This window comes from Bacillus cereus group sp. BfR-BA-01381 (genome assembly GCF_022663555.1).
Lineage (GTDB): Bacteria > Bacillota > Bacilli > Bacillales > Bacillaceae_G > Bacillus_A > Bacillus_A pacificus.
This window is the reverse complement of sequence record NZ_JAKUFR010000027.1, coordinates 1-22,326: the sequence shown is the minus strand read 5'-3', so window position 1 is coordinate 22,326 and position 22,326 is coordinate 1. Positions and strand designations below refer to the sequence as shown.

Here is a 22,326-nt window from a genome sequence, read left to right as displayed (position 1 = left end):
GTGCTTTTTTTATAGAAAATAGGGCAGATAATAAATAGTAGTTATTATAAAACTGAAAGCTGTAAGACTAGCAGCACCTGTTGTGTAAGGACCCCATGTCATTTGAAAAGGTTTTACCGTACCTGTTTTATATATAGTGTGATCAATGTTGTTATTTTGATTTATATTTAAAGCAATGAGCCAGATTGCCCCGAATATCGCTAAACTACCAAGAAAAAAGGCCTCCATAAATGACCAACCGACCAATAATGAAAAAAGATAAATAAGAGCTACTTCTACTACAACGGTTAAACTAATTTTCAATATCTTCATATTTTTCCTCCTCCTTTTGTAGGTCTAGCCAATTGAGAAAGTTCTCACGTGACACAACATGTAGTACACAAGAAGATTTTACTTCATTCTCTAAGGCAGAATGTTCATTAGGGAACGTATCTTCCACATGCAATGAAATATAAGGTAGTTTTTCTTGTGCTTTTAACGAGCGAATATTATTCGTTTTAGCACCAGTAAATACGTAGGAAAGTTGTAAGTCTAAAAAGGCGATTTTAAAGATTTCTTTTTTAGCAGCCTCATTATATCCTTTTCCCCAGTACGGATAGCCGAGCCAACTACCAATGTGAGATTGTTTCTTCTCGTAATTAATATGTTTAAGTGTGGTGAGACCAATTATTTCATTCTCTTCATTTACAATCACTCTCGATAAAGACTTCTTTTGGCGTTCTTCTTCTATGGCGAAAAGAAGGAATGCTTTCGTGTCTTCGATTGTTTCTACTTTTATTCCTAATGCATTTTTTACGTGTGGATCACTTGATAGCTTGAAAATCGCATTTGCATAGCGTAAATCTAGTGGTACTAAAGTAACTTGTTGCATCGTCTATTCCCCTTTCAAATTAAATATACCATAATATACCATTTGAAATAAGGATATTCAGATTAATAGAAGACGGTAGATAAAAATTATGTTTTTAATTCTGAAATAGACAACCTCTGCATATGGTTGTACAAATATATTCTTTTTTGGAGTGCAGCACTAGTAACCGTTATGGGAGAGGGTGGGAGAATGAAACAGTGGCTAGCGGCAATGGAAACATCCGTGCTTGTTATGGGAGCACTTCGATTATTTTCAGGTAGTGCGGAAATATTTGCTGCTTTGCTTATGCTCTATGTGAATGATGCAAAGAAAGCATTGTTTATAAATAGTATGTTGGCGTTTGTTGGACCGACCGTATTAATTTTAACAATGACAATAGGTATAGCGAGTGTGGCAAGCGAGATTTCTTTCTTGAAACTCTTTTTTTTAACGCTTGGAATTTGCTGCATTTTTATCGCGTTGTTGAAATAAGTAAGTCGAGTATAGTGGGGCGAAGCTGATGAAAGAAGTATTAGAAGTTTTACCGAAAACGATGAAGCAGTTAGTGGAAAGTTGTAAGCAGTACGATGCTCTAGAGGAAATCCGAGTTCGAATTGGAAGACCGCTAGAGTGTATTGCTCATGGTGAAGTGTTTTTTTATGACTATGTCGTTACAGCAGATGATGCTATTTACTTATTGAATAAGTTAAGTCACTTCTCAATTTATACGATGGAAGAAGAATTAAAGCGTGGGTATGTGACACTTCGAGGTGGGCATAGAATAGGCCTAGCAGGAAAAGTCATTACAGAAAAAAGCACAGTGAAAATGATTCGAGATGTCTCTTCTTTTAATATTCGTATTGCTCGTCAAAAAATAGGAATTGCTGAACCGCTTTTACCGTATTTGTATGAATCACGATGGTTAAACACGATGGTAATTGGCCCGCCACAAACGGGGAAAACAACACTTTTAAGAGATGTAGCGCGTTGCATGAGTCAAGGTGTAAGTACTTCGAAAATTCCTTCTTGTAAAGTCGGGATTGTTGATGAACGGTCAGAAATTGCTGGCTGTGTGAAAGGTATCCCGCAATATGACTTTGGCACACGAGTAGATGTGTTAGATGCATGTCCAAAAGCTGAAGGAATGATGATGATGATCCGTTCTATGAGCCCAGATATATTAATTGTGGATGAAATTGGGCGTAAAGAAGATAGTGAAGCAATTATGGAGGCTGTACATGCAGGGGTTCAGCTTTTTATAAGTGCACATGGATTTTCCTATGATGATGTTGTGAAACGCCCATCATTAAAGGCAGTGCTAGAGCTCGGCATTTTTGATAGGTTTGTGGAATTGTCAAAAGCAAGAGGGCCAGGAACAGTTATGCAAGTGAAAGATAAATATGGAAAACCGGTATTACCTCATAGAAAGGCTGAGAGCGTATGGTGAAAATATTTGGTGCAGTGTTAATCGTTGCGGTCAGCACCTTTTTCGGGTTTTCATACGCCAAAAGATACAGTGAGAGACCGAGACAACTTAGATTATTAAAAGCAGCACTGCAATCATTAGAGGCGGAAATTATGTATGGGCATACACCATTGTCTGAAGCCGCTGAGAGATTAGTGAAACAAATGCCGAAGCCGTTAAATTGGATATTTCAAAGTTTCGCTAGCAGGCTAGAAAGCGGAGAACAAACAGTTAGAGAAGCTTGGATAGATAGTTTGAAAGAAAATTGGAAGCTAACAGCATTTCAACAAACGGAGTACGAGATTTTACAGCAATTTGGTGAAACGCTTGGACAACATGATCGTGAATCACAACAAAAACATATTCGCTTATGTATTACACATTTAGAGAGAGAAGAAGAAGAAGCGAAAGCATTACAACTGCAATATGAAAAGATGATTAAGAGCTTAGGAGTACTAGCGGGGCTACTTATCGTAATTTTACTGCTATAGGGGGGAGAAAGGCGATGTCCATTGATGTTGGATTAATATTTCAAATCGCCGGAATCGGCATTGTTTTAGCTTTCATCCATACTGTACTAAAAGAATTAAAGCGTGAGGATATTGCAAATTGGGTTATCCTCGTCGGTTTTGTCGTTATTTTATTTCATGTCGCATTTTTAATTAATACGCTATTTGACAAGATTAAAAGTGTCTTTCTCTTCCAGTAAAGGGGGCGGTTCGAATCGAAATTATACAAATTGTCGGATTAGGCCTCGTTGCTACGTTTTTAGCAGCTGTATTGAATCAGCATAAATCTAGCATTACGTCATTATTTATTGTGTTCGTAGGTAGCGTAATGTTCCTTCTTTTAATCGATCAAATTCACGCTATTTTACAAATGATTGAGAGAGTAGCGAGTGAAGCGAAAGTTAGCAACGTATATGTAGAAACGTTACTAAAAATTATTGGGATTGCTTATATCGCTGAGTTTGGAGCGCAAATTACAAAGGATGCAGGGCAGGGGGCAATCGCTTCGAAAATTGAATTAGCTGGAAAGATTTTAATTCTCGTTATGGCGATCCCTATTTTGACGGTTGTAATTGAAACTATTCTCGGATTTTTACCGACGGGATAAGGGGGAGTGAATGTTGAGGGGGTTTGGAGCTAAGCTGCTATTTGCTTGCTTCCTTTTCTTTTCTTTACCGGTTGTTGTACAAGCTTCTCCTGTAGAGACAAACGTCGTTGATCAACAATTGGATAAGCTCGGAATTGAAGATGTGAAGCAATTTTGGGACGGGCTTGTTACAAAATATGGAGGTTACTTACCAGAGAGTCAAAAAGGTAGCTTTATGGAGTTTGTAAAGGGAGAAAAAGAAATTTCTATAAAAGAGTGGATACTAGGTTTATTAAAGTACTTATTTCACGAGCTTGTTGCAAATGGGAAACTACTTGGAACGCTCATTATGCTCACAATTTTTAGTGCATTATTGCAATCACTGCAATCGGCATTTTCAAAGAGTAGTGTAAGCAAAATAGCCGATGCAGTTGTATATATGGTACTAATTATTTTCGCTTTAAATAGCTTTTATGTCGTTATGACATATGCAAGAGAAACGATACAAACAATGGTAGATTTCATATTAGCGTTATTGCCTATCTTGCTTGCACTTATAGCAACAGGGGGCGGTGTTGTATCCGTATCGTTTTTTCATCCGATTATCATCTTCTTAATGAATACGAGTGGGCTTTTGATGAATTATATCGTTCTACCACTTTTATTACTTGCAACGATATTAAGTATTGTAAGTACGATGAGTGATCAATATAAAGTTACGAAATTGTCCAAGCTTCTCCAAAACGTTAGCGTCGGGATTATCGGTATCTTTTTAACGATTTTTTTAGGCGTATTATCTGTACAAGGAACAGCGACAGCTGTTGCTGATGGAATCGCTGTGAAAACAGCTAAATTTGTAACAGGGAACTTTATTCCCGTAGTAGGAAGGATGTTTACCGAGGCAGCGGATACAGTTATTAGTGCGTCGGGATTATTAAAAAACACAGTCGGAATTATTGGGCTCGTCATTCTATGCTTAATTGTCGCTTTTCCAGCGATTCAAATTTTTTGCATAGCATTTATTTATAAGTTCGCAGCAGCAGTATTGCAACCAGTTGGCGGCGGAGCAATTATTCAATGTTTAGATATCATTGGACGGAGCATTATTTATGTATTTGCTTGCTTAGCTATCGTATCGTTTATGTTCTTTTTAAGTATCACAATTATTATTGCTGCGGGGAACATTACACTTATGATGCGGTAGGAGGTGAAGGGTATGCAATTTGTTACAGAGTGGATTCGAAATATTATCGTTTTTTTACTCTTAGCTACAATGCTTCATCTTATTCTTCCAAATTCTAATTTGCAAAAGTACGTTAAATTCGTTGTAAGTCTATTATTAGTTGTTTTAATTTTAACGCCGCTTTTTAAACTATTGCAAACAGATGTAAATGAAGTAATCGCAAATTTTAATGAAGAGAAGTACGTAGCAGAAGGATCTGTAAAAAATTCAATAGATTCGAAGAAAAAAGAAATACAAGCTCTAACACGTGCATATAGTTTAGAAGAGATGGCTACCAAAATGAAAAAAGAAGTAGGAAAAGAGTTTGAGAAACAGTATGGTATGTCAGTCTCTGAAATACAAATAGTCGCGGCGGAAAGCACAGCGGAAGTAAAGTCAGCGAAAGATATTCAATCTGTTGTTGTGACGTTGAAAGAAAAAGAACGTAGTAAAAATGATGCAATTGAAACAGTAAAACCAGTTGAAATTAACACGAAAGAACCACCGAAAAAGGTAGAGGAAACGAATGTAGAAATGAAAGACTTCTTTTCAAGCAGGTGGCAACTAGAGAATAAACAAATCCAAGTTCAAATGGAAGGGAGGACAGGTAGAGTAAATGGACAATAAAGATAAAAATTCGAAGTTCTCATTTTTTCGAAACTTATTGAATGGAGATGAAAAAGAAAGTAATGAGAAGGGAAAAAAGGTAACACCTAAGTTCTTACTTGTCCTACTCATACTTGGAATGTTGCTTATGTTTTCTAGTAGTTTTTTTTCAAGTAAAAAAGAAGAAGTACCTGTATTTAAAGAACAAAAAACTCAAAACCAAGAAAAAGACGTACCAACTTTTGGACAAAAAAATAATGATAATATGTCAAATGTAGAAAAATATGAAAAAGCGTATGAGCAAGAATTAAAAGCAGCCTTAGAAGAAATAGCAGGAGTAAAAGATGTAACGATTAATGTGAATTTAGACTCATCAGAGGAAAAAATATTAGAAAAAAATACAGTGAAACGTTCACAAACAACAGGTGAAACAGATAAAACAGGTGGCAAGAGGGAAGTAGAAGATGAGTCTCTTGATGAAAAGACAGTCATTATACGTGAAGGGGATAAAGAAACTCCCGTTGTTTTACGAACAGAGAAACCGAAAGTGCGAGGTGTTCTTGTCGTAGCAAAGGGAGTGGATAATATACAAGTTAAAGCGATGGTAAAAGAAGCTGTCATACGGCTGCTAGATGTACCAGCTCATCGCGTTTCAGTATCACCGAAAAATTGATAGGGAGGAAATAAAGTGTTAAAAAAACAAACGGTTTGGCTATTAACGATGTTGAGTTTAGTTGTTGTACTATCTGTGTATTACGTAACAACTCCAGAAAAAATGAATACAGCATCGCCGACAACAGGGGAAAAGATTGGACAAGAAAAACAAGGTACTGATAAAGCAGTAACAAATGAAGCACCTAAAGAAACGCCAAAAAAAGAGAATACAAGTAAGGAAACATCAAATAAAGAGACAAACAAAGAAACAGAGAAAAAAGAGAGTACTACAAAAGAAAGTGCTACAAAAGAAACAAGTAAAAAAGAAGCTAACGTGACAGTTCAATCAAGTGATGAAAATTTTACAGCGTTACGTATGCAAATGGAAGATCAGCGAAGTGAACAAAAAGCAAGATTACAAGAAGTGATGAATTCAGCAAAATCTTCAGCAACAGAAAAAAGTAAAGCAAAAGATAATTTTGATGCCATTACGACAATGGAAACGAAACAAGAATTACTTGAGACAGTAATTAAATCTCAAGGTGGATATAAAGATGCCCTTGTAAGAGCTGATGGAACTGACATTAAAGTAACTGTAAAAGCAGCAAAGCATTCACAAAAAGAAGCGAATAAAATTATACAACTTGTAAGAAGTGAAGGCGGATCAAAAGATGTAGGTGTAAAATTTGATCCACCAACAAAATAAAACGAATAATCCGCGGGGAAATCCTCCGCGGATTATTCGTTTTTAAGACTCGGATTGTTTGAAAATAGTTAGATAAAGTGAAACTTTAATCAGTGGGGTAAAAAATAATAGAAAAAAAGCTATCATTTTCGATAGCTTTTTTCTGTTTCGTCTTTGTAATTGTTTTTACTATGTTCAACTCGGAACGGAGAAATACGTTGTGAGTAAAAGATTAGTGGTTCATGGTAGCGGTGATTACTTTTTCCGGATTTGACGTGGATGAAGAGAACGAATGCCCAGACCATTACGGCAGGTAAGAAGAGAATGAGCCATATCATATGTCCACACCTCGATACAATATATTTTCTACACTTTGAACATACTATTCTTATATGAAGGAATGATGAACGACGTGTAAACAAAAAAATAATATTTGGTAAAAATACGTTATTGACTATAGATGTGGCGAAGAGTAGAGCGTGAGTGGGGTGTTTACTGTGTACAGTTTTGAATAAGTAGTGGATGTTTTTTAGGAAGTGGTCTTGCCAATTTCGTGTGAAACTTGGTATTATTACTAGGTATTAAATTTTTATTGGGATAACATTTTTACAGGAATTTCGATTTATTATAAAGAAATATAAATTGGAATGTTTAAAAAATTTATCGTAAGATGGAAATAGTAACTATTTCTATTAGTAAATGAAATGCATTTTCTAATAGAGTACATCGTATTTTTACAGTCAATCTAGTTTTTAGTGACGAGAAATCTGTAAAAACGGGACAAACAAGAGTATGGGAGTGGATTTTACATGTTTAAAATTCAAGAAGTTCGTGAATTAATTAAATTAATTGATAGCTCTAATATTGATGAATTTGAATACAAAAAAGATGGTACGACAATCAAAATGAAAAAGCGTGGTAATGAAGTTGTTGCGGTGCAAGCACCTGTAGCAAAACAAGCCGTGCAACCAGTAGCACCTGTTGAAGTTGAAACAACAGTAGCGGCAGCGCAAGTGGAAGTGCAAAAACAAGAAGAGAAAAAAGCTGTTCAGAATGAAAACCTACATAAAATTACATCACCAATGGTAGGTACATTCTATTCTTCTTCTTCTCCTGATACGCCTCCATATGTAAGTGTAGGGGATAGAGTATCGAAAGATTCTATCGTATGTATTGTCGAGGCTATGAAGTTATTTAACGAAATCGATGCAGATATAGATGGCGAAATTGTTGAGATTCTTGTTAATAACGGACAGCTTGTTGAGTATGGACAACCGCTATTTCTTGTAAAAGCGTAATAAGGGAGTCTTTGTGATGATAAAAAAAGTATTAATAGCCAATCGTGGGGAAATTGCTGTACGAATTATTCGTGCTTGTAAAGAAATGGATATTGAAACAGTTGCAATTTATTCAGAAGCAGATAAAGAGTCACTTCACGTACAAATTGCTGATGAGGCGTATTGTGTAGGACCAACGATTTCGAAAGAAAGCTATTTAAATTTGACGAACATTATTAGTGTTGCGAAGTTAACAGGCTGCGATGCAATTCATCCGGGATACGGATTTTTAGCAGAGAATGCAGATTTTGCAGAGTTATGCCGTGAATGTAACTTAATTTTTATCGGTCCAAGTCCAGAAGCTATTTCAAAGATGGGCACAAAAGACGTTGCTCGTGATACAATGAAAGAAGCAGGGGTTCCGATTGTACCAGGTTCACAAGGAATTATTAAAAATACCGAAGAAGCGATCGAACTTGCGAATCAAATTGGATATCCTGTTATTATTAAAGCGACTGCAGGTGGCGGCGGAAAAGGTATTCGTGTTGCGCGTCATGAAGAAGAGCTTGTAAAAGGAATTCAAATTACACAGCAAGAAGCTAGTACCGCTTTTGGGAACCCTGGTGTATACTTAGAAAAGTACGTTGAAGATTTCCGCCATGTTGAGATTCAAATAATGGCAGATACACACGGAAATGCCATTCATTTAGGAGAGCGTGATTGTACAATTCAGCGCCGCTTGCAAAAACTACTAGAAGAAAGTCCATCACCAGCACTTGATGAAAATGTGCGTAAGCAGATGGGTGAGGCGGCAGTTAAAGCGGCGGTAGCGGTTGATTATACAGGTGCTGGTACGGTTGAGTTTATTTATGAATATAAAACGAAAAGCTTTTATTTCATGGAGATGAATACGAGAATCCAAGTTGAGCACCCAGTTACTGAAATGGTAACAGGGGTGGACTTAATTAAAGAACAAATTCTTGTTGCTTCTGGAGAAAAGTTATCGTTACAGCAAGAAGAAGTACAATTTAATGGTTGGGCAATTGAATGCCGAATTAATGCGGAAAACCCTGCCAAAAAATTTATGCCATCTCCAGGTAAAGTAGAAATGTACTTACCACCAGGCGGATTTGGTATTCGCGTCGATTCAGCTGTATATCCGGGGTATTCAATCCCACCTTTCTATGATTCGATGGTTGCTAAATTAATTGTTCACGGAAAAACACGTGAAGAGGCAATTGCAAAAATGAAGCGTGCACTCAGTGAGTTTGTCGTTGAAGGCGTACATACAACAATCCCGTTCCATTTGCAATTGTTAGATCATCCTGATTTTGTAAAAGGTGAGTTTAATACGAAATTTTTGGAAGAGCATGAACTTGTGACGCAGTGATACATTAAAGGAGGTTTTTTTCATGGCTGAACATATGTTAGATATGGGTCAAGATACAACTCTTGGTAAAGTAGAAATTGCACCAGAAGTAATTGAAGTAATCGCAGGTATTGCAGCTGCTGAGGTAGAAGGCGTAGCGGCAATGCGTGGTAATTTTGCTACAGATGTTGTTGAGAAGTTAGGGAAGAAAAATCATGGTAAAGGTGTAAAGGTTGAATTAGCAAACGAAGATATTATCGTTGACCTTTATGTTGTGATGTATTTTGGCGTAGCAATTCCAGTTGTTGCACAAAAGATTCAAGACAACATTCGCCAAGCACTCTTTACAATGACAGGGCTTGAGCCAAAAGAAGTGAATGTTCACATCGTTGGCGTAACATTCGAAACACAAAAAACAGAAATCGAACCAGTGTAAGAATGAAAAAGGTGCCTAGTAACATAGGCATCTTTTTTATCGTTTCGTTTCTTCACAAATTACAACCCTCTAATTATTATACTATTTCAAAAAATGAGAAATAAAAAAGAAAATGTTTCGTTTTACCAAAAAACGTACATTGTGATAAGATATGGAACTTGAAGTTAATCTTTTTATTATTTTTCAGCCTTGTAACCCGTGTGTGAAACGATAAATTGTGTTATTATCATTGTATTATAAGGTTGGAAAATCAATGAAAACTGTAAGAGTAAGTGAATTGACGGCTTATAAATTATAATAATATAACAAAGCATAAGGAAAGACTTGAAGCATAAAGGAGAGTTACAATGAAACGTAGGACGGCTAGAGAAAGAGCTATGCAAGCATTATATCAAATGGATATTACAGGTGAATTAGAACCGAAAGTAGCAGTGGAAAACACGCTAGATGAAGGTGAAGAAACAAATGAGTTTCTAGAATCACTTGTTGTAGGTTTTGTAGAAAATAAAGAAGTAATTGATGAAGCGATTCGTCAAAATTTAAAAAAGTGGAAGCTTGAGCGTATTAGTATTGTTGATCGCAGTATTTTACGTGTAGCTGTGTATGAAATGAAATACATGGAAGAAATTCCACACAACGTAACAATTAACGAGGCAATTGAAATTGCTAAAACATTTGGGGATGAGGAATCTCGTCGTTTTATTAACGGCGTTTTATCTAATATAAAAGATACACTGTAATTTCTTTAAGGGGGAATCTTAAAATGGTAGCAGTAATCATCAAAGGAAATGAAGTTGCGGAGAAAAAACGAGCACAATTAACAGAAGAAGTTGTGAAGTTGAAAGAGCAAGGGATTGTACCAGGATTAGCAGTTATTTTAGTTGGAGAAGATCCAGCATCTCGTTCTTATGTAAAGGGAAAAGAAAAGGGCTGCGAACAAGTAGGAATCTATTCAGAGCTAATTGAATTTCCTGAAACAATTACGGAGGAGCGTTTGCTTGCTGAAATCGATCGCTTAAATGGCGATGACCGCATTAATGGCATATTAGTGCAATTACCTTTACCAAAACATATTGAAGAAAAAGCTATCATTGAAAGAATTTCACCAGAAAAAGATGTAGATGGATTTCACCCAATCAGCGTAGGACGTATGATGACGGGACAAGATACATTCCTTCCATGTACACCGCATGGTATTGTAGAGTTAGTAAAAGAAACAAATCTTGATATCTCAGGAAAACATGTTGTAGTAATTGGAAGAAGTAATATTGTCGGCAAGCCAGTGGGACAATTGTTCTTAAATGAAAATGCAACTGTCACATACTGTCATTCTAAGACGCAAAATATGAAAGAGTTAACGAAATTAGCTGATATTTTAATCGTAGCAGTAGGACGACCTAAAATGGTAACAGCTGATTATATGAAAGAAGGAGCAGTTGTAATCGACGTTGGTGTAAACCGTTTAGAAACAGGAAAACTTTGTGGTGATGTTGACTTTGACAACGTGTTAGATGTTGCAGGTTACATTACACCTGTGCCAAAGGGTGTTGGTCCAATGACGATCACAATGCTTCTTCATAATACTGTTGAATCGGCTAAGCGTGCAGGTGTCGTTTGTAAATAATTTGAGTCGGCTATGAGGAGAGAGAAATGGAGAAACAATATTTAACCGTTACAGCGTTAACACGCTATATAAAAACAAAAATAGAATATGATCCGCACTTACAGTCTGTTTGGTTAAAAGGTGAAATTTCCAACTTTAAAAATCATAGCCGTGGCCACATGTATTTTACATTGAAAGATGAAAATGCAAGAATCGCAGCGGTTATGTTTGCGGGTCATAATCGTAATATTAAATTCAGACCTGAAAATGGGATGAAGGTACTCGTGAAAGGGAAAATTTCTGTTTACGAGGCGAGTGGTTCTTATCAAATTTATATTCAAGACATGCAGCCTGACGGAGTCGGAAACCTGCATTTAGCTTACGAACAATTAAAGGTTCGTTTAGAGGAAGAAGGATTGTTTTCTCAAGTTTATAAAAAAACAATCCCTCCTTATGCGAAAACAATAGGTGTGATTACGTCACCAACAGGAGCAGCGATTCGTGATATTATAACAACGATTAAACGTCGTTATCCAATTGGAAATGTTATTGTGTTTCCAGTACTTGTACAGGGGGAGTCATCAGCTCCCTCAATTGTACAAGCGATTCGTACAGCGAATGAAATGGAAGGGATAGATGTCCTAATCGTTGGGCGCGGTGGAGGCTCTATTGAGGAATTGTGGGCGTTTAATGAAGAGATGGTTGCAAGAGCTATTTTCAAGAGTGAGATCCCTATTATTTCAGCAGTAGGCCATGAAACAGACTTTACAATTGCGGATTTTGTTGCCGATTTAAGAGCACCAACACCAACTGCAGCGGCTGAGCTGGCAGCGCCTAATATTATCGAGTTACAAGAAAAGGTATTACAAAGAACTCTAAGGTTGCAAAGAGCAATGAGAGAGTTAGTACATAAAAAAGAAGAAAAACTACAAGTATTGCAAAAATCTTATGCGTTCCGTTATCCAAGACAAGTATATGAGCAAAAAGAAGAGCAATTGGATAGAGCGTTAGAACAGCTTGTGTTAGCGAAAGAGCGCTATATTGATAAAAAGGTAAATCAGTTAAAACAGCTTTCATTTTATTTAGAGAAGCACCACCCATCTCAAAAAATTATGCAAACGAAGGTAGCAGTTGAAACATTGCAAAAGCAATTGCAACGTGAAATGCAAACGTTACTCCAAACGAAAGAATTTGCCTTTGTAAGAGCTGCTCAAAAACTTGAAGCGCTAAGTCCGCTTAAAGTAATGATGAGAGGGTACGGGCTTGTATATGATGAAGAGAAGCAAGTGTTAAAAAGTGTGAAAGATGTTAGCCTTGGAGATGCTGTTTCAGTTCAATTACAAGATGGAATATTAGATTGTAGCGTATCAGGAATAGAGGAGCGTGAATTGAATAATGGAAAATAAATTAAGCTTTGAAGAGGCAATTTCGCAACTTGAGCACCTCGTTTCTAAGTTAGAGCAAGGTGACGTACCTTTAGAAGAAGCAATTTCTTATTTTAAAGAGGGTATGGAATTATCTAAGCTTTGTGATGAGAAGTTGAAGAACGTACAAGAACAAATGGCAGTTATTCTTGGGGAAGATGGAGAGCTTGAACCGTTTACTGCTTTAGGAGATGAAGCATAGTGACAATTGCTTTTGATACTTTTTTGAAAGAAAGTAAAACTTTCGTAGAAGAGAAGCTTGTAAGCTATGCAAATGAATTACAATGTCCAAATGTACTTCGTGAAGCGATGGCATATTCTTTGGAAGCGGGTGGAAAGCGTCTCCGCCCGTTACTTTTATTTGCAACATTACAAGCGTTTGGTAAAGAAAAAAATCTTGGTGTAGGTGCAGCTTGTGCTCTTGAAATGATACATACATACTCGTTAGTTCATGATGATTTACCTTGTATGGATGATGATGATTTAAGAAGAGGGAAGCCCACAAATCATAAAGTATTTGGTGAAGCGATGGCAGTTTTAGCAGGTGATGGTTTGTTGACATATGCTTTTCAAGTTATTATGGCATATGAACAAAAGGAAATCTCTGCTGAGAAAAAAGTAAGACTTGTACTTGAGCTTGCAAAGGCGGCAGGGCCAGAGGGAATGGTTGGCGGACAAGTAGCAGACATGGAAGCGGAAGGGAAACAGCTTACGATTGATGAGCTAGAATATATTCATAAGCATAAGACTGGGAAACTACTTGAATTCGCTGTACTAGCAGGGTCGATACTTTCTAATGCCACAGAAGAACAGGAAGAAAAATTACTTGAGTTTGCAAAATATATCGGCCTAGCTTTCCAAATTCGAGATGATATTTTAGATGTGGAAGGAACCGAAGAAGAGATTGGAAAACCGATTGGTAGTGATGTTTCCAACGAAAAGAGCACATATACGACGTTATTTACTGTAGATAGAGCAAAGGATATTTTAGAAGAAACGATTGCAAAAGCAAAAGATGCTATTAGTTCCTTGCAATTACAAGATGAATATTTACTATCTATTTGCGATTTGATTGCAAAACGTAATAACTAATATAACAGCGTTTTCATTTGTTGAGTCATTCATCATTTTATGATATAAATGTAGGAAAAGGTTTTTCTTTTCTTGTTATTGGCAAAAATATATGTAGATTACATTGCCGTTATCACTTCGTGTTAGCGGCTATTTTTTTCATCGCCTAAAGAAATATAGTTTATAATAAGATTAGGGCGCAATAGACTGGTTAATAGCAGGACAAGTTGAAAAATAAAAAAAAGAGAATTTCTTGTTTTGTGTAAATGTTTTTTATAATATTTGACATGTTGACAGATTATGAAATGAAAGTGAGTGATCCATGTGGATCTAACGCAAATTCAAAACCCTAGTTTTTTGAAAGATATGTCTATCAGTGAACTAGAGGGATTGAGTGAGGATATTCGTAAGTTTTTAATTGAAGAGCTCTCTCAAACAGGTGGACATATTGCGCCTAATTTAGGTGTAGTAGAACTCACAATTGCTCTGCATAAATTATTTGATAGTCCGAAAGATAAATTTTTATGGGATGTAGGACATCAATCCTATGTACATAAAATTTTAACTGGACGTGCAAAAGAATTCGGCACATTAAGGCAATATCAAGGTCTATGTGGTTTCCCAAAACGTTGTGAGAGTGAGCACGATGTATGGGAAACTGGCCATAGCTCGACATCATTATCTGCTGCAATGGGAATGGCTCTAGCACGTGATTTAAAGAAAACGAAAGAATATGTTATACCAATCATTGGAGATGGTGCTTTAACGGGCGGAATGGCTTTAGAGGCATTGAACCATATTGGACATGAAAAAACAGACATGATTGTTATTTTGAATGATAATGAAATGTCAATTGCGCCAAACGTTGGTGCGCTTCATAATGTGCTTGGACGTCTACGTACCGCAGGAAAATACCATTGGGTAAAAGACGAGCTAGAGTATATTTTGAAGAAAATCCCAGCTGTCGGTGGGAAAGTTGCTGCGACAGCAGAGAAAATAAAAGATAGTCTTAAATATTTACTAGTATCCGGTGTCTTTTTCGAAGAGTTAGGCTTTACATATTTAGGTCCAGTCGATGGACATGATTATGAAAAGTTATTCGAAACGTTGCAATATGCAAAGAAAACAAAAGGCCCGGTGCTTGTTCATGTTATTACGAAAAAAGGAAAAGGTTACAAACCAGCTGAGAGTGATGTTATTGGCACTTGGCATGGAACAGGACCTTATAAAATTGAATCAGGTGACTTCGTTAAACCGAAAGAAGTTGCACCAGCATGGAGTGCTGTTGTTAGTGAAACAGTACTTAAGTTAGCGAGAACGGATGAGCGTATCGTTGCAATTACACCTGCAATGCCTGTTGGATCGAAACTTGAGAAATTCCAAAAAGAATTCCCAGATCGTATGATTGATGTAGGTATTGCAGAACAGCATGCTACAACCATGGCAGCGGGTATGGCAACGCAAGGTATGAAACCATTCTTAGCGATTTATTCAACATTTTTACAAAGAGCATATGACCAAGTTGTTCATGATATATGCCGCCAAAATTTAAATGTTTTCATCGGAATCGATCGCTCTGGTTTAGTAGGAGCAGATGGTGAAACGCATCAAGGTGTATTTGATATTTCATTCTTACGCCACTTGCCGAATATGGTACTTATGATGCCAAAAGATGAAAATGAAGGGCAACATTTAGTATACACGGCGATGCAATATGAAGATGGACCAATCGCATTACGTTATGCGCGAGGTAATGGACTTGGCGTTCATATGGATGAAGAATTAAAGGCGATTCCAATCGGTTCATGGGAAACGTTAAAAGAAGGTACACAAGCAGCTATTTTAACATTTGGTACTACAATACCAATGGCAATGGAAGCGGCTGAGCGTCTTGAAAAGGCTGGAGTTTCAGTGAAAGTAGTGAACGCTCGCTTCATTAAACCAATGGATGAAGCATATTTACATGATCTCTTAGGAAAAAATATACCAATTTTAACGATTGAAGAAGCTTGCTTAATTGGTGGTTTTGGAACAGGAGTAGTTGAATTTGCGTCTGAGAACGGGTACCATAGTGCGTTAGTTGAACGAATGGGTATTCCAGATCGTTTCATAGAGCACGGTAGTGTAACAAAATTATTAGAAGAAATCGGTTTAACGACAGATGCTGTTGTAGACCGTATTCATACAATGATTCCATCAAAACAAAAAAGGGCGTAACAAATGAGTGCGAAAAAAGAAAGAGTAGATGTACTATTAGTAGAGCGAGGGCTTATAGAAACACGTGAGAAAGCAAAACGCGCCATTATGGCCGGCCTTGTATATGCGAATGAGATGAGATTGGATAAGCCAGGAGAGAAAATCCCACAAGATACAGAGATTACGGTGAAGGGGCAAGTTATGCCGTATGTAAGCCGTGGTGGTTATAAACTAGAAAAGGCATTAGAGACATTTCATCTTGATTTACAAGATAAAGTTATGATAGATATTGGTTCATCAACTGGTGGCTTTACCGATTGCGCGCTTCAAAATGGAGCGAAATTATCTTATGCATTAGATGTAGGGTACAATCAACTTGCGTGGAAATTGCGTCAAGATGAGCGTGTTGTCGTAATGGAACGAACGAACTTCCGTTACGTAACACCAGCAGACTTAGAACGTGGTTTACCACAATTTGCTAGTATCGATGTTTCGTTTATATCATTAAAACTTATATTGCCAGTTTTAAAAACAATGCTTATGCCGAATGGGGATGTAGCAGCGTTAATTAAACCGCAGTTTGAAGCTGGAAGAGAGCAAGTTGGTAAAAAGGGTATCGTTCGCGATCGAAAAGTACATGAGGCTGTCGTAGAAATGATTGTCGACTTTGCTATAAAAGAAGGATACGACGTAGAAGGTTTAACATTCTCACCGATTACGGGCGGGGATGGTAACATTGAATTTTTAATTCATCTGAAATGGCATGGTGAACGTGAGAATGGCGAAAATCATTCTCCAGTTTCTGTTGAGCAAGTAGTTACAGAGGCACATGATGTCCTAAAACAAAAAGGGAAAGGGGAATAACATATGTTGTTCCTCTTTTTGTTGTAATTGTATAATGATTGTAAAAACAATTGTGTACAAGTAACGAATTATAAGTTAACATAAATAAGTGAAGTATACCAATGTTTAAACTATGGTAAGAGATAGTGTGAGGTGCAAATGTATGAATAAAGGTCAGCGCCATATTAAAATCAGGGAAATTATTGCGAACAAAGAAATTGAAACACAAGATGAATTAGTTGATATTCTACGTAATGAGGGATTTAATGTAACGCAAGCAACAGTATCGCGCGATATTAAAGAATTGCACTTAGTGAAAGTGCCATTACATGATGGTCGCTATAAATATAGCTTGCCAGCAGATCAACGATTTAACCCGTTACAAAAATTAAAACGCAATCTAGTGGATTCATTTGTAAAATTAGACACGGCAGGACATATGCTTGTGCTAAAAACATTGCCTGGTAACGCTCATTCACTTGGAGCACTTATTGATCATTTAGAGTGGGATGAGATCATCGGAACCATTTGTGGTGATGATACTTGCTTAATTATTTGCCGTACACCTGAAGATACAGGTGTTGTCTCTGATCGTTTCTTAAATATGCTGTAACAAAAAAATCTTGTTTGCTTTCCTCTGTAAAGTGGAAAGTGAACAGGATATTTTTATTGGTTAAAAACGTGAATTCTTAATTGTAATATAATATTTTCTTTGAATAAAATTAGGAAATAGGTGGATTGACCCGTAAAACAAATGTTTGGTACAATGGAGCGGTTAGAAAAGTAATTTATACATACAAACATATAGTATGACTATTTGAATAAAGAACTGAGAAAAGCCCTTCATAGGGGATTAGTTTATAACGAGGTGAATGGGGCATTGTTATCGGAATTATCGATTAGAAACTTTGCTATTATTGAGGCATTAAATATTTCTTTTCAAAAAGGATTAACGGTTTTAAGTGGTGAAACAGGGGCCGGAAAATCGATTATTATTGATGCGATTAGTTTACTTGTAGGTGGCCGTGGTTCAGCAGAATTTGTTCGATACGGAACAGAAAAAGCTGAGATAGAGGGGCTATTTTATGTGGAAGATGATAAGCATCCATGTATTGAAAAAGCAGAAGAGTTGGATATAGAAATAGAAGACGGCATGATTATTTTGAAGCGTGATATCGCTGCAAACGGAAAAAGTGTATGTCGTGTAAATGGAAAACTAGTTACCCTTAGTGTATTAAAAGAAATTGGAAAAACACTTGTTGATATTCATGGGCAACACGAAACGCAAGACTTAATGAATGAAGAACGTCATCTATTTATGCTCGATCATTTTGATGGAGAGCGTATCGTTAAACAATTGGATATATACCAAAACGTATACGCTGACTATGAGAAGTTAAAAAAACAGTTGAAATCGTTAAGTGAAAATGAACAACAAATGGCACATCGTTTAGATTTAATTCAATTCCAGCATGAAGAAATCCGTAAAGCGGATTTAAAGATGGATGAAGAAAATGACCTAACTGAAGAACGATTGCAAATTTCTAATTTCGAGAAGATTTATAAAGCATTAGGTGACGCGTATCGCTCGTTAAGTGCTGACGGACAAGGGCTAGATAATGTACGAAGCGCAATGGGACAAATGGAGAGTATTACACATTTAGATGAAGTGTATCAAGAAAATCATGATTCCATTGCCAATAGTTATTATTTATTAGAAGAAGTTGCGTATCAACTAAGAGAAAAGCTCGATATGATGGAATATGATCCGAATCGCTTAGACGAAATTGAAACGCGTTTAAATGAAATTCGTATGCTAAAGAGAAAATATGGAAATACTGTAGAAGAGATTTTAGCGTATGCTGATAAAATTGAACAAGAAATTTTTACGATTGAAAATAAAGACGTTCATATTGAAACGACGAAGAAACAGTTGAAGGAATTAGAAAGTGTTATTCTGAAAGAAGCAACGTTGTTAAGTAATATGCGTCATGAACTTGCAGAGCATCTTACAAATGCCATTCATCAGGAATTAAAAGAATTGTATATGGAAAAAACAAAATTTGAAGTGAGAATAATGAAACGAGAAGGAAATGCAGAAGAGCCTCTTGTGGAGGGAGCACCAGTAAGACTTACGGCGGATGGCTATGACCATGTGGAATTTTATATTTCAACAAATCCAGGTGAGCCGCTAAAACCACTTTCAAAGGTCGCTTCCGGCGGAGAGTTATCTCGTATTATTTTAGCTTTAAAAAGTATTTTTTCTAAGCATCAAGGTGTTGCATCTGTAATTTTTGATGAGGTGGATACTGGTGTAAGTGGCCGGGTCGCACAGGCTATTGCGGAAAAAATTTATCGAGTATCAGTAAACTCACAAGTACTTTGTATTACGCACTTACCTCAAGTAGCTTCAATGGCGGATTCGCATTTATTTATTCGAAAACAAGTAGCAAATGATCGAACAATTACGTCAGTTACCGTTTTAACTATGGAGGATAAAGTAACAGAAATAGCTCGAATGATTTCTGGTGTGGAAATTACAGACTTAACGACAGAACATGCGAAAGAATTACTTACGCAAGCGCATCATTTTAAACAGACAGCAGAGGCTATCCAGTAATGGATAGCTTTTTTTCTCAAATGATGATTTCTTAATTCTTCCGGTTATAAATAAAGCATTGCAAGGAGAGATTAAAAAGTGAAGCCAAAAGGCTGAATGTGGGGTAGGAGCGAGGAGAGTGAACAAATTGAAATTAGAAAGATTTCGCAAAATAATAGGTATTTTTCTCCTTGTTTCTTTAGTTTTTATTGGGTGTTTTAAACCGCTTCGGACGTTTATTTCATCTCCGAAGCAACTTGTTGTTTTTGAAGGACAACAATCAGAAATAGCTTCATTACCAGTGTTTAAAGCTTCATCTACAGATCGTCATGTGTTTACAGTAAGTTCAAATGAACAAAAACAAGGACTTATGGTAAATTCTCATCAAAATGGTGAAGCAGATATGGTGTTTCAGCTTGCTGGTTTTCCAGTGAAAAAAGTAAATGTGAGAGTATTAAAAGATTTCAAAGTTATTCCAGGTGGACAATCAATTGGTGTAAAGTTAAACACAAAAGGGGTACTTGTTGTAGGCCATCATTTAATTCAAACTGAAAAAGGGAAAGTATCTCCTGGTGAAACAGCTGGTGTGCAAATTGGAGATATGATTACTGAAATTAATGGTAAAACAATTGAAAGAATGAGTGATGTAGCACCATTTATTCATAATAGTGGGGAAACAGGCGAACCGCTTAATCTCGTTTTATTAAGGGATGGAAAGCATATCCGCACTAAGTTAACACCACAAAAGGACAGTGGAGAATCGTCTTATCGCATTGGTTTATATATTCGTGATTCGGCAGCTGGAATCGGAACAATGACATTTGTTCATCCTAATTCTATGAAATATGGGGCACTTGGTCATGTCATTTCTGATAATGATACGAAAAAGCCGATTCAAGTCGAAGATGGACAAATTATGCGTTCGACAGTTACATCAATTGAAAGAGGTAGTCATGGGAATCCAGGGGAGAAATTAGCGAGGTTCTCACCTGATCGTGAAGTGATTGGCAATATTACAATAAATAGTCCATTTGGTATTTTTGGCAAATTGAATACAAATATGACAAATGGCGTAATGGATAAAGCAATGCCTATTGCACTATCTCATCAAGTAAAAGAAGGACCAGCAAAAATATTAACGGTTATTGATCAAGATAAAGTGGAAGCGTTTGATATTGAAGTTGTGAGTACAGTACCGCAAAAGTTTCCGGCAACAAAAGGCATGGTAATAAAAGTAACAGATAAACGTTTATTAGCGAAAACAGGTGGTATCGTACAGGGAATGAGTGGAAGTCCAATTGTGCAAAATGGAAAGGTAATTGGCGCTGTTACACATGTATTTGTAAATGATCCAACATCAGGATATGGTGTTCATATTGAATGGATGTTACATGAGGCTGGAATTAACATTTATGATCAAGAAAGAAAAGCGAGCTAATTAATAATTAGCTCGTTTTTCTATTGAAAAATTCGTTGAAATTTTGTAAAAGCTCCGCAAGAGGTGTTTTTTGTTGTAAAATAAAAGGAAAGGGTTGAACGTTTCGTTGTTTTTCTATGATGGAATGTGTTGCGAAAAGGAATAAATGAACGATAAACATATTTTTTTGTGATTTTATCGGAAAGTAACAAACTTTAAAAGGGAATTTTCACACAATTGTCGAACAATTCATGTAGCCTAGAAGGATACACATGTCGGAGAATCGATTCGGTAAGGGAGGAAAAGCTGTGGAGAAAATTAAAGTATGTCTTGTGGATGATAATAAAGAATTAGTATCAATGCTAGAGAGTTATGTAGCTGCTCAAGAGGATATGGAAGTAATCGGTACTGCTTATAATGGTCAAGAGTGTTTAAATTTATTAAAAGATAAGCAGCCGGATGTACTTGTGTTAGATATTATTATGCCACATTTAGATGGGTTAGCTGTACTAGAGAAAATGCGCCATATTGAAAGGTTAAGACAGCCTAGCGTAATTATGTTGACAGCGTTTGGACAAGAAGATGTGACGAAAAAAGCAGTTGACTTAGGTGCGTCATATTTCATATTAAAACCATTTGATATGGAGAATTTAACGAGTCATATTCGTCAAGTGAGCGGTAAAGCGAACGCTACTATTAAACGTCCACTGCCATCTTTCCGATCAGCAACAACAGTAGATGGAAAACCGAAAAACTTAGATGCAAGCATTACGAGTATCATTCATGAAATTGGTGTGCCTGCTCATATTAAAGGGTACATGTACTTAAGGGAAGCAATTTCTATGGTGTACAATGATATCGAATTACTTGGATCTATTACGAAAGTATTGTATCCAGATATCGCGAAAAAATATAATACAACAGCAAGCCGTGTCGAGCGTGCAATCCGTCACGCAATTGAAGTAGCATGGAGTCGCGGGAATATCGATTCTATTTCGTCCTTATTCGGTTATACAGTATCTATGTCAAAAGCAAAACCTACGAACTCTGAGTTTATCGCAATGGTTGCGGATAAGCTGAGACTTGAACATAAGGCTAGCTGAGAATAGTAGAAGTAAGAGATTTAAGTTTTTAATAATTCTTGAAATGTATACTTGATAGTAAATTTAAAATCAATGAACTTTTTAATTAAAGACCAATGAATGTTAGAATTCGTTGGTCTTTTTATTGTACATGTTCGAAGTGAAGGTTAAATTGAATTACGGTATATCCGATGAGGGATTTTAGCAAGCAAGTCATCCGTGATATAATAGAAAATAATAAAAAGTCCTGTGAAACAGGACTGTATTATTCTTCGTCTTTATTTTGTTTTTCTAATTCAACTAACTTTTGAATTAAAATGTGCTGCGGCATATGCATAAGTTGTTCAAGTGGAACACCTAATGCTTTTGATAGGCGGACTGCAGTGTCTGGAGAAATTTGTAATGGTCTCATAGAAGTACCTCCTTTTTCGT

27 protein-coding genes are annotated in these 22,326 nt (G+C 36.5%); 23 read left to right on the top strand and 4 right to left on the bottom strand.

Features of this window, described 5'->3' with window-relative positions:
* Nucleotides 1-9 precede the first annotated feature (9 nt).
* Together MR079_RS11765 and MR079_RS11760 are read right to left on the bottom strand one after the other, a co-directional pair.
* Nucleotides 10-312, bottom strand: a complete 303-nt coding sequence (locus tag MR079_RS11765; protein ID WP_139866708.1) for a hypothetical protein — start codon at nucleotides 310-312, stop codon at nucleotides 10-12.
* Nucleotides 293-871, bottom strand: coding sequence for a GNAT family N-acetyltransferase (locus MR079_RS11760; protein WP_139866710.1), 579 nt, complete (start codon nucleotides 869-871; stop codon nucleotides 293-295). Before MR079_RS11760 ends, MR079_RS11765 begins: the two co-directional genes overlap by 20 nt.
* A gap of 189 nt (nucleotides 872-1,060) precedes the next feature.
* On the opposite strand from MR079_RS11760, the gene MR079_RS11755 reads away from it, so the two are divergent.
* From MR079_RS11755 to MR079_RS11715, 9 genes are read left to right on the top strand one after another with little or no spacing between them, the layout of a single operon-like run.
* On the top strand, nucleotides 1,061-1,342 hold the full coding sequence (locus MR079_RS11755; RefSeq protein ID WP_242294007.1) for a YqhV family protein: 282 nt from the start codon (nucleotides 1,061-1,063) through the stop codon (nucleotides 1,340-1,342).
* A 28-nt stretch (nucleotides 1,343-1,370) separates the two neighbouring features.
* Nucleotides 1,371-2,297, top strand: a complete 927-nt coding sequence (gene spoIIIAA, locus MR079_RS11750) for a stage III sporulation protein AA (protein ID WP_139866712.1) — start codon at nucleotides 1,371-1,373, stop codon at nucleotides 2,295-2,297.
* Nucleotides 2,291-2,806, top strand: coding sequence for a stage III sporulation protein SpoIIIAB (gene spoIIIAB, locus MR079_RS11745; RefSeq protein ID WP_000238697.1), 516 nt, complete (start codon nucleotides 2,291-2,293; stop codon nucleotides 2,804-2,806). Before spoIIIAA ends, spoIIIAB begins: the two co-directional genes overlap by 7 nt.
* Before the next feature lie 14 nt (nucleotides 2,807-2,820).
* Entirely contained in the window at nucleotides 2,821-3,024 is a 204-nt protein-coding gene (gene spoIIIAC, locus MR079_RS11740) for a stage III sporulation protein AC (RefSeq protein WP_000020914.1), read from the top strand.
* A 23-nt stretch (nucleotides 3,025-3,047) separates the two neighbouring features.
* The gene (gene spoIIIAD / locus MR079_RS11735) at nucleotides 3,048-3,431 is read left to right on the top strand and encodes a stage III sporulation protein AD (protein ID WP_077317075.1); all 384 of its coding nucleotides are present in this window, start codon (nucleotides 3,048-3,050) and stop codon (nucleotides 3,429-3,431) included.
* 10 nt (nucleotides 3,432-3,441) lie between these two features.
* The gene (gene spoIIIAE, locus MR079_RS11730) at nucleotides 3,442-4,614 is read left to right on the top strand and encodes a stage III sporulation protein AE (protein ID WP_242294006.1); all 1,173 of its coding nucleotides are present in this window, start codon (nucleotides 3,442-3,444) and stop codon (nucleotides 4,612-4,614) included.
* Between the two features lie 12 nt (nucleotides 4,615-4,626).
* Nucleotides 4,627-5,259, top strand: coding sequence for a stage III sporulation protein AF (spoIIIAF, locus tag MR079_RS11725; RefSeq protein WP_001161052.1), 633 nt, complete (start codon nucleotides 4,627-4,629; stop codon nucleotides 5,257-5,259).
* Nucleotides 5,249-5,911, top strand: a complete 663-nt coding sequence (gene spoIIIAG / locus MR079_RS11720) for a stage III sporulation protein AG (RefSeq protein WP_000368876.1) — start codon at nucleotides 5,249-5,251, stop codon at nucleotides 5,909-5,911. The genes spoIIIAF and spoIIIAG overlap by 11 nt, the downstream gene beginning before the upstream one ends.
* 15 nt (nucleotides 5,912-5,926) lie before the next feature.
* The gene (locus MR079_RS11715) at nucleotides 5,927-6,598 is read left to right on the top strand and encodes a SpoIIIAH-like family protein (RefSeq protein ID WP_139866714.1); all 672 of its coding nucleotides are present in this window, start codon (nucleotides 5,927-5,929) and stop codon (nucleotides 6,596-6,598) included.
* A gap of 122 nt (nucleotides 6,599-6,720) precedes the next feature.
* On the opposite strand, the gene MR079_RS11710 is transcribed toward MR079_RS11715, so the two are convergent.
* A complete protein-coding gene (locus tag MR079_RS11710) occupies nucleotides 6,721-6,915 on the bottom strand; it encodes a hypothetical protein (RefSeq protein ID WP_033678013.1) in 195 nt (64 codons plus the stop codon).
* Nucleotides 6,916-7,386: 471 nt separating this feature from the next.
* Between MR079_RS11710 and accB the strand changes: the two genes are divergently transcribed.
* The 14 genes from accB (at nucleotide 7,387) to spo0A (ending at nucleotide 21,915) form a co-directional block, all read left to right on the top strand.
* On the top strand, nucleotides 7,387-7,875 hold the full coding sequence (accB, locus tag MR079_RS11705; protein WP_139866718.1) for an acetyl-CoA carboxylase biotin carboxyl carrier protein: 489 nt from the start codon (nucleotides 7,387-7,389) through the stop codon (nucleotides 7,873-7,875).
* Between the two features lie 16 nt (nucleotides 7,876-7,891).
* Nucleotides 7,892-9,244, top strand: coding sequence for an acetyl-CoA carboxylase biotin carboxylase subunit (accC, locus tag MR079_RS11700; RefSeq protein WP_000592876.1), 1,353 nt, complete (start codon nucleotides 7,892-7,894; stop codon nucleotides 9,242-9,244).
* Between the two features lie 22 nt (nucleotides 9,245-9,266).
* Entirely contained in the window at nucleotides 9,267-9,659 is a 393-nt protein-coding gene (locus MR079_RS11695) for an Asp23/Gls24 family envelope stress response protein (RefSeq protein WP_000807630.1), read from the top strand.
* 347 nt (nucleotides 9,660-10,006) lie between these two features.
* The gene (nusB, locus tag MR079_RS11690) at nucleotides 10,007-10,399 is read left to right on the top strand and encodes a N utilization substance protein NusB (protein WP_000830249.1); all 393 of its coding nucleotides are present in this window, start codon (nucleotides 10,007-10,009) and stop codon (nucleotides 10,397-10,399) included.
* Nucleotides 10,400-10,422: 23 nt separating this feature from the next.
* On the top strand, nucleotides 10,423-11,283 hold the full coding sequence (folD, locus tag MR079_RS11685; protein ID WP_000226728.1) for a bifunctional methylenetetrahydrofolate dehydrogenase/methenyltetrahydrofolate cyclohydrolase FolD: 861 nt from the start codon (nucleotides 10,423-10,425) through the stop codon (nucleotides 11,281-11,283).
* A 26-nt stretch (nucleotides 11,284-11,309) separates the two neighbouring features.
* Nucleotides 11,310-12,668: an exodeoxyribonuclease VII large subunit gene (gene xseA / locus MR079_RS11680; protein ID WP_242294005.1), complete on the top strand. Its 1,359-nt coding sequence runs from the start codon at nucleotides 11,310-11,312 to the stop codon at nucleotides 12,666-12,668.
* Entirely contained in the window at nucleotides 12,658-12,888 is a 231-nt protein-coding gene (gene xseB, locus MR079_RS11675; RefSeq protein WP_000428423.1) for an exodeoxyribonuclease VII small subunit, read from the top strand. Before xseA ends, xseB begins: the two co-directional genes overlap by 11 nt.
* Nucleotides 12,888-13,778, top strand: a complete 891-nt coding sequence (ispA, locus tag MR079_RS11670) for a (2E,6E)-farnesyl diphosphate synthase (RefSeq protein WP_000150362.1) — start codon at nucleotides 12,888-12,890, stop codon at nucleotides 13,776-13,778. Before xseB ends, ispA begins: the two co-directional genes overlap by 1 nt.
* A gap of 303 nt (nucleotides 13,779-14,081) precedes the next feature.
* Nucleotides 14,082-15,974, top strand: coding sequence for a 1-deoxy-D-xylulose-5-phosphate synthase (dxs, locus tag MR079_RS11665; RefSeq protein WP_000366448.1), 1,893 nt, complete (start codon nucleotides 14,082-14,084; stop codon nucleotides 15,972-15,974).
* A 3-nt stretch (nucleotides 15,975-15,977) separates the two neighbouring features.
* The gene (locus MR079_RS11660; protein ID WP_001274742.1) at nucleotides 15,978-16,817 is read left to right on the top strand and encodes a TlyA family rRNA (cytidine-2'-O)-methyltransferase; all 840 of its coding nucleotides are present in this window, start codon (nucleotides 15,978-15,980) and stop codon (nucleotides 16,815-16,817) included.
* Nucleotides 16,818-16,959: 142 nt separating this feature from the next.
* Nucleotides 16,960-17,409 (top strand): arginine repressor ArgR, encoded by a 450-nt coding sequence (argR, locus tag MR079_RS11655; protein ID WP_001032581.1) that lies wholly within the window; start codon nucleotides 16,960-16,962, stop codon nucleotides 17,407-17,409.
* 267 nt (nucleotides 17,410-17,676) lie between these two features.
* Nucleotides 17,677-19,416 carry a DNA repair protein RecN gene (gene recN / locus MR079_RS11650; RefSeq protein WP_000947752.1) on the top strand — a complete coding sequence of 580 codons (1,740 nt, stop codon included), beginning with the start codon at nucleotides 17,677-17,679 and terminating at the stop codon, nucleotides 19,414-19,416.
* 118 nt (nucleotides 19,417-19,534) lie between these two features.
* Nucleotides 19,535-20,833, top strand: coding sequence for a SpoIVB peptidase (spoIVB, locus tag MR079_RS11645; RefSeq protein ID WP_242294004.1), 1,299 nt, complete (start codon nucleotides 19,535-19,537; stop codon nucleotides 20,831-20,833).
* A 287-nt stretch (nucleotides 20,834-21,120) separates the two neighbouring features.
* Nucleotides 21,121-21,915 (top strand): sporulation transcription factor Spo0A, encoded by a 795-nt coding sequence (spo0A, locus tag MR079_RS11640; RefSeq protein ID WP_014297988.1) that lies wholly within the window; start codon nucleotides 21,121-21,123, stop codon nucleotides 21,913-21,915.
* 244 nt (nucleotides 21,916-22,159) lie between these two features.
* Here the strand turns inward: spo0A and MR079_RS11635 are convergent, their stop codons facing one another.
* Nucleotides 22,160-22,306, bottom strand: a complete 147-nt coding sequence (locus MR079_RS11635) for a YycC family protein (RefSeq protein WP_001247671.1) — start codon at nucleotides 22,304-22,306, stop codon at nucleotides 22,160-22,162.
* Nucleotides 22,307-22,326: the final 20 nt, after the last annotated feature.

Coding starts and splice junctions, on each gene's coding strand:
- spoIIIAE (WP_242294006.1), top strand. CDS start 3,442: ATGTTGAGGGGGTTTGGAGCTAAGCTGCTATTTGCTTGCTTCCTTTTC.
- MR079_RS11760 (WP_139866710.1), bottom strand. CDS start 871: ATGCAACAAGTTACTTTAGTACCACTAGATTTACGCTATGCAAATGCG.
- spoIIIAB (WP_000238697.1), top strand. CDS start 2,291: ATGGTGAAAATATTTGGTGCAGTGTTAATCGTTGCGGTCAGCACCTTT.
- spoIIIAG (WP_000368876.1), top strand. CDS start 5,249: ATGGACAATAAAGATAAAAATTCGAAGTTCTCATTTTTTCGAAACTTA.
- xseB (WP_000428423.1), top strand. CDS start 12,658: ATGGAAAATAAATTAAGCTTTGAAGAGGCAATTTCGCAACTTGAGCAC.
- nusB (WP_000830249.1), top strand. CDS start 10,007: ATGAAACGTAGGACGGCTAGAGAAAGAGCTATGCAAGCATTATATCAA.
- folD (WP_000226728.1), top strand. CDS start 10,423: ATGGTAGCAGTAATCATCAAAGGAAATGAAGTTGCGGAGAAAAAACGA.
- spoIIIAA (WP_139866712.1), top strand. CDS start 1,371: ATGAAAGAAGTATTAGAAGTTTTACCGAAAACGATGAAGCAGTTAGTG.
- accB (WP_139866718.1), top strand. CDS start 7,387: ATGTTTAAAATTCAAGAAGTTCGTGAATTAATTAAATTAATTGATAGC.
- MR079_RS11660 (WP_001274742.1), top strand. CDS start 15,978: ATGAGTGCGAAAAAAGAAAGAGTAGATGTACTATTAGTAGAGCGAGGG.
- xseA (WP_242294005.1), top strand. CDS start 11,310: ATGGAGAAACAATATTTAACCGTTACAGCGTTAACACGCTATATAAAA.
- MR079_RS11710 (WP_033678013.1), bottom strand. CDS start 6,915: ATGATATGGCTCATTCTCTTCTTACCTGCCGTAATGGTCTGGGCATTC.
- MR079_RS11695 (WP_000807630.1), top strand. CDS start 9,267: ATGGCTGAACATATGTTAGATATGGGTCAAGATACAACTCTTGGTAAA.
- spoIIIAC (WP_000020914.1), top strand. CDS start 2,821: ATGTCCATTGATGTTGGATTAATATTTCAAATCGCCGGAATCGGCATT.
- MR079_RS11765 (WP_139866708.1), bottom strand. CDS start 312: ATGAAGATATTGAAAATTAGTTTAACCGTTGTAGTAGAAGTAGCTCTT.
- accC (WP_000592876.1), top strand. CDS start 7,892: ATGATAAAAAAAGTATTAATAGCCAATCGTGGGGAAATTGCTGTACGA.
- MR079_RS11635 (WP_001247671.1), bottom strand. CDS start 22,306: ATGAGACCATTACAAATTTCTCCAGACACTGCAGTCCGCCTATCAAAA.
- MR079_RS11755 (WP_242294007.1), top strand. CDS start 1,061: ATGAAACAGTGGCTAGCGGCAATGGAAACATCCGTGCTTGTTATGGGA.
- argR (WP_001032581.1), top strand. CDS start 16,960: ATGAATAAAGGTCAGCGCCATATTAAAATCAGGGAAATTATTGCGAAC.
- spoIIIAF (WP_001161052.1), top strand. CDS start 4,627: ATGCAATTTGTTACAGAGTGGATTCGAAATATTATCGTTTTTTTACTC.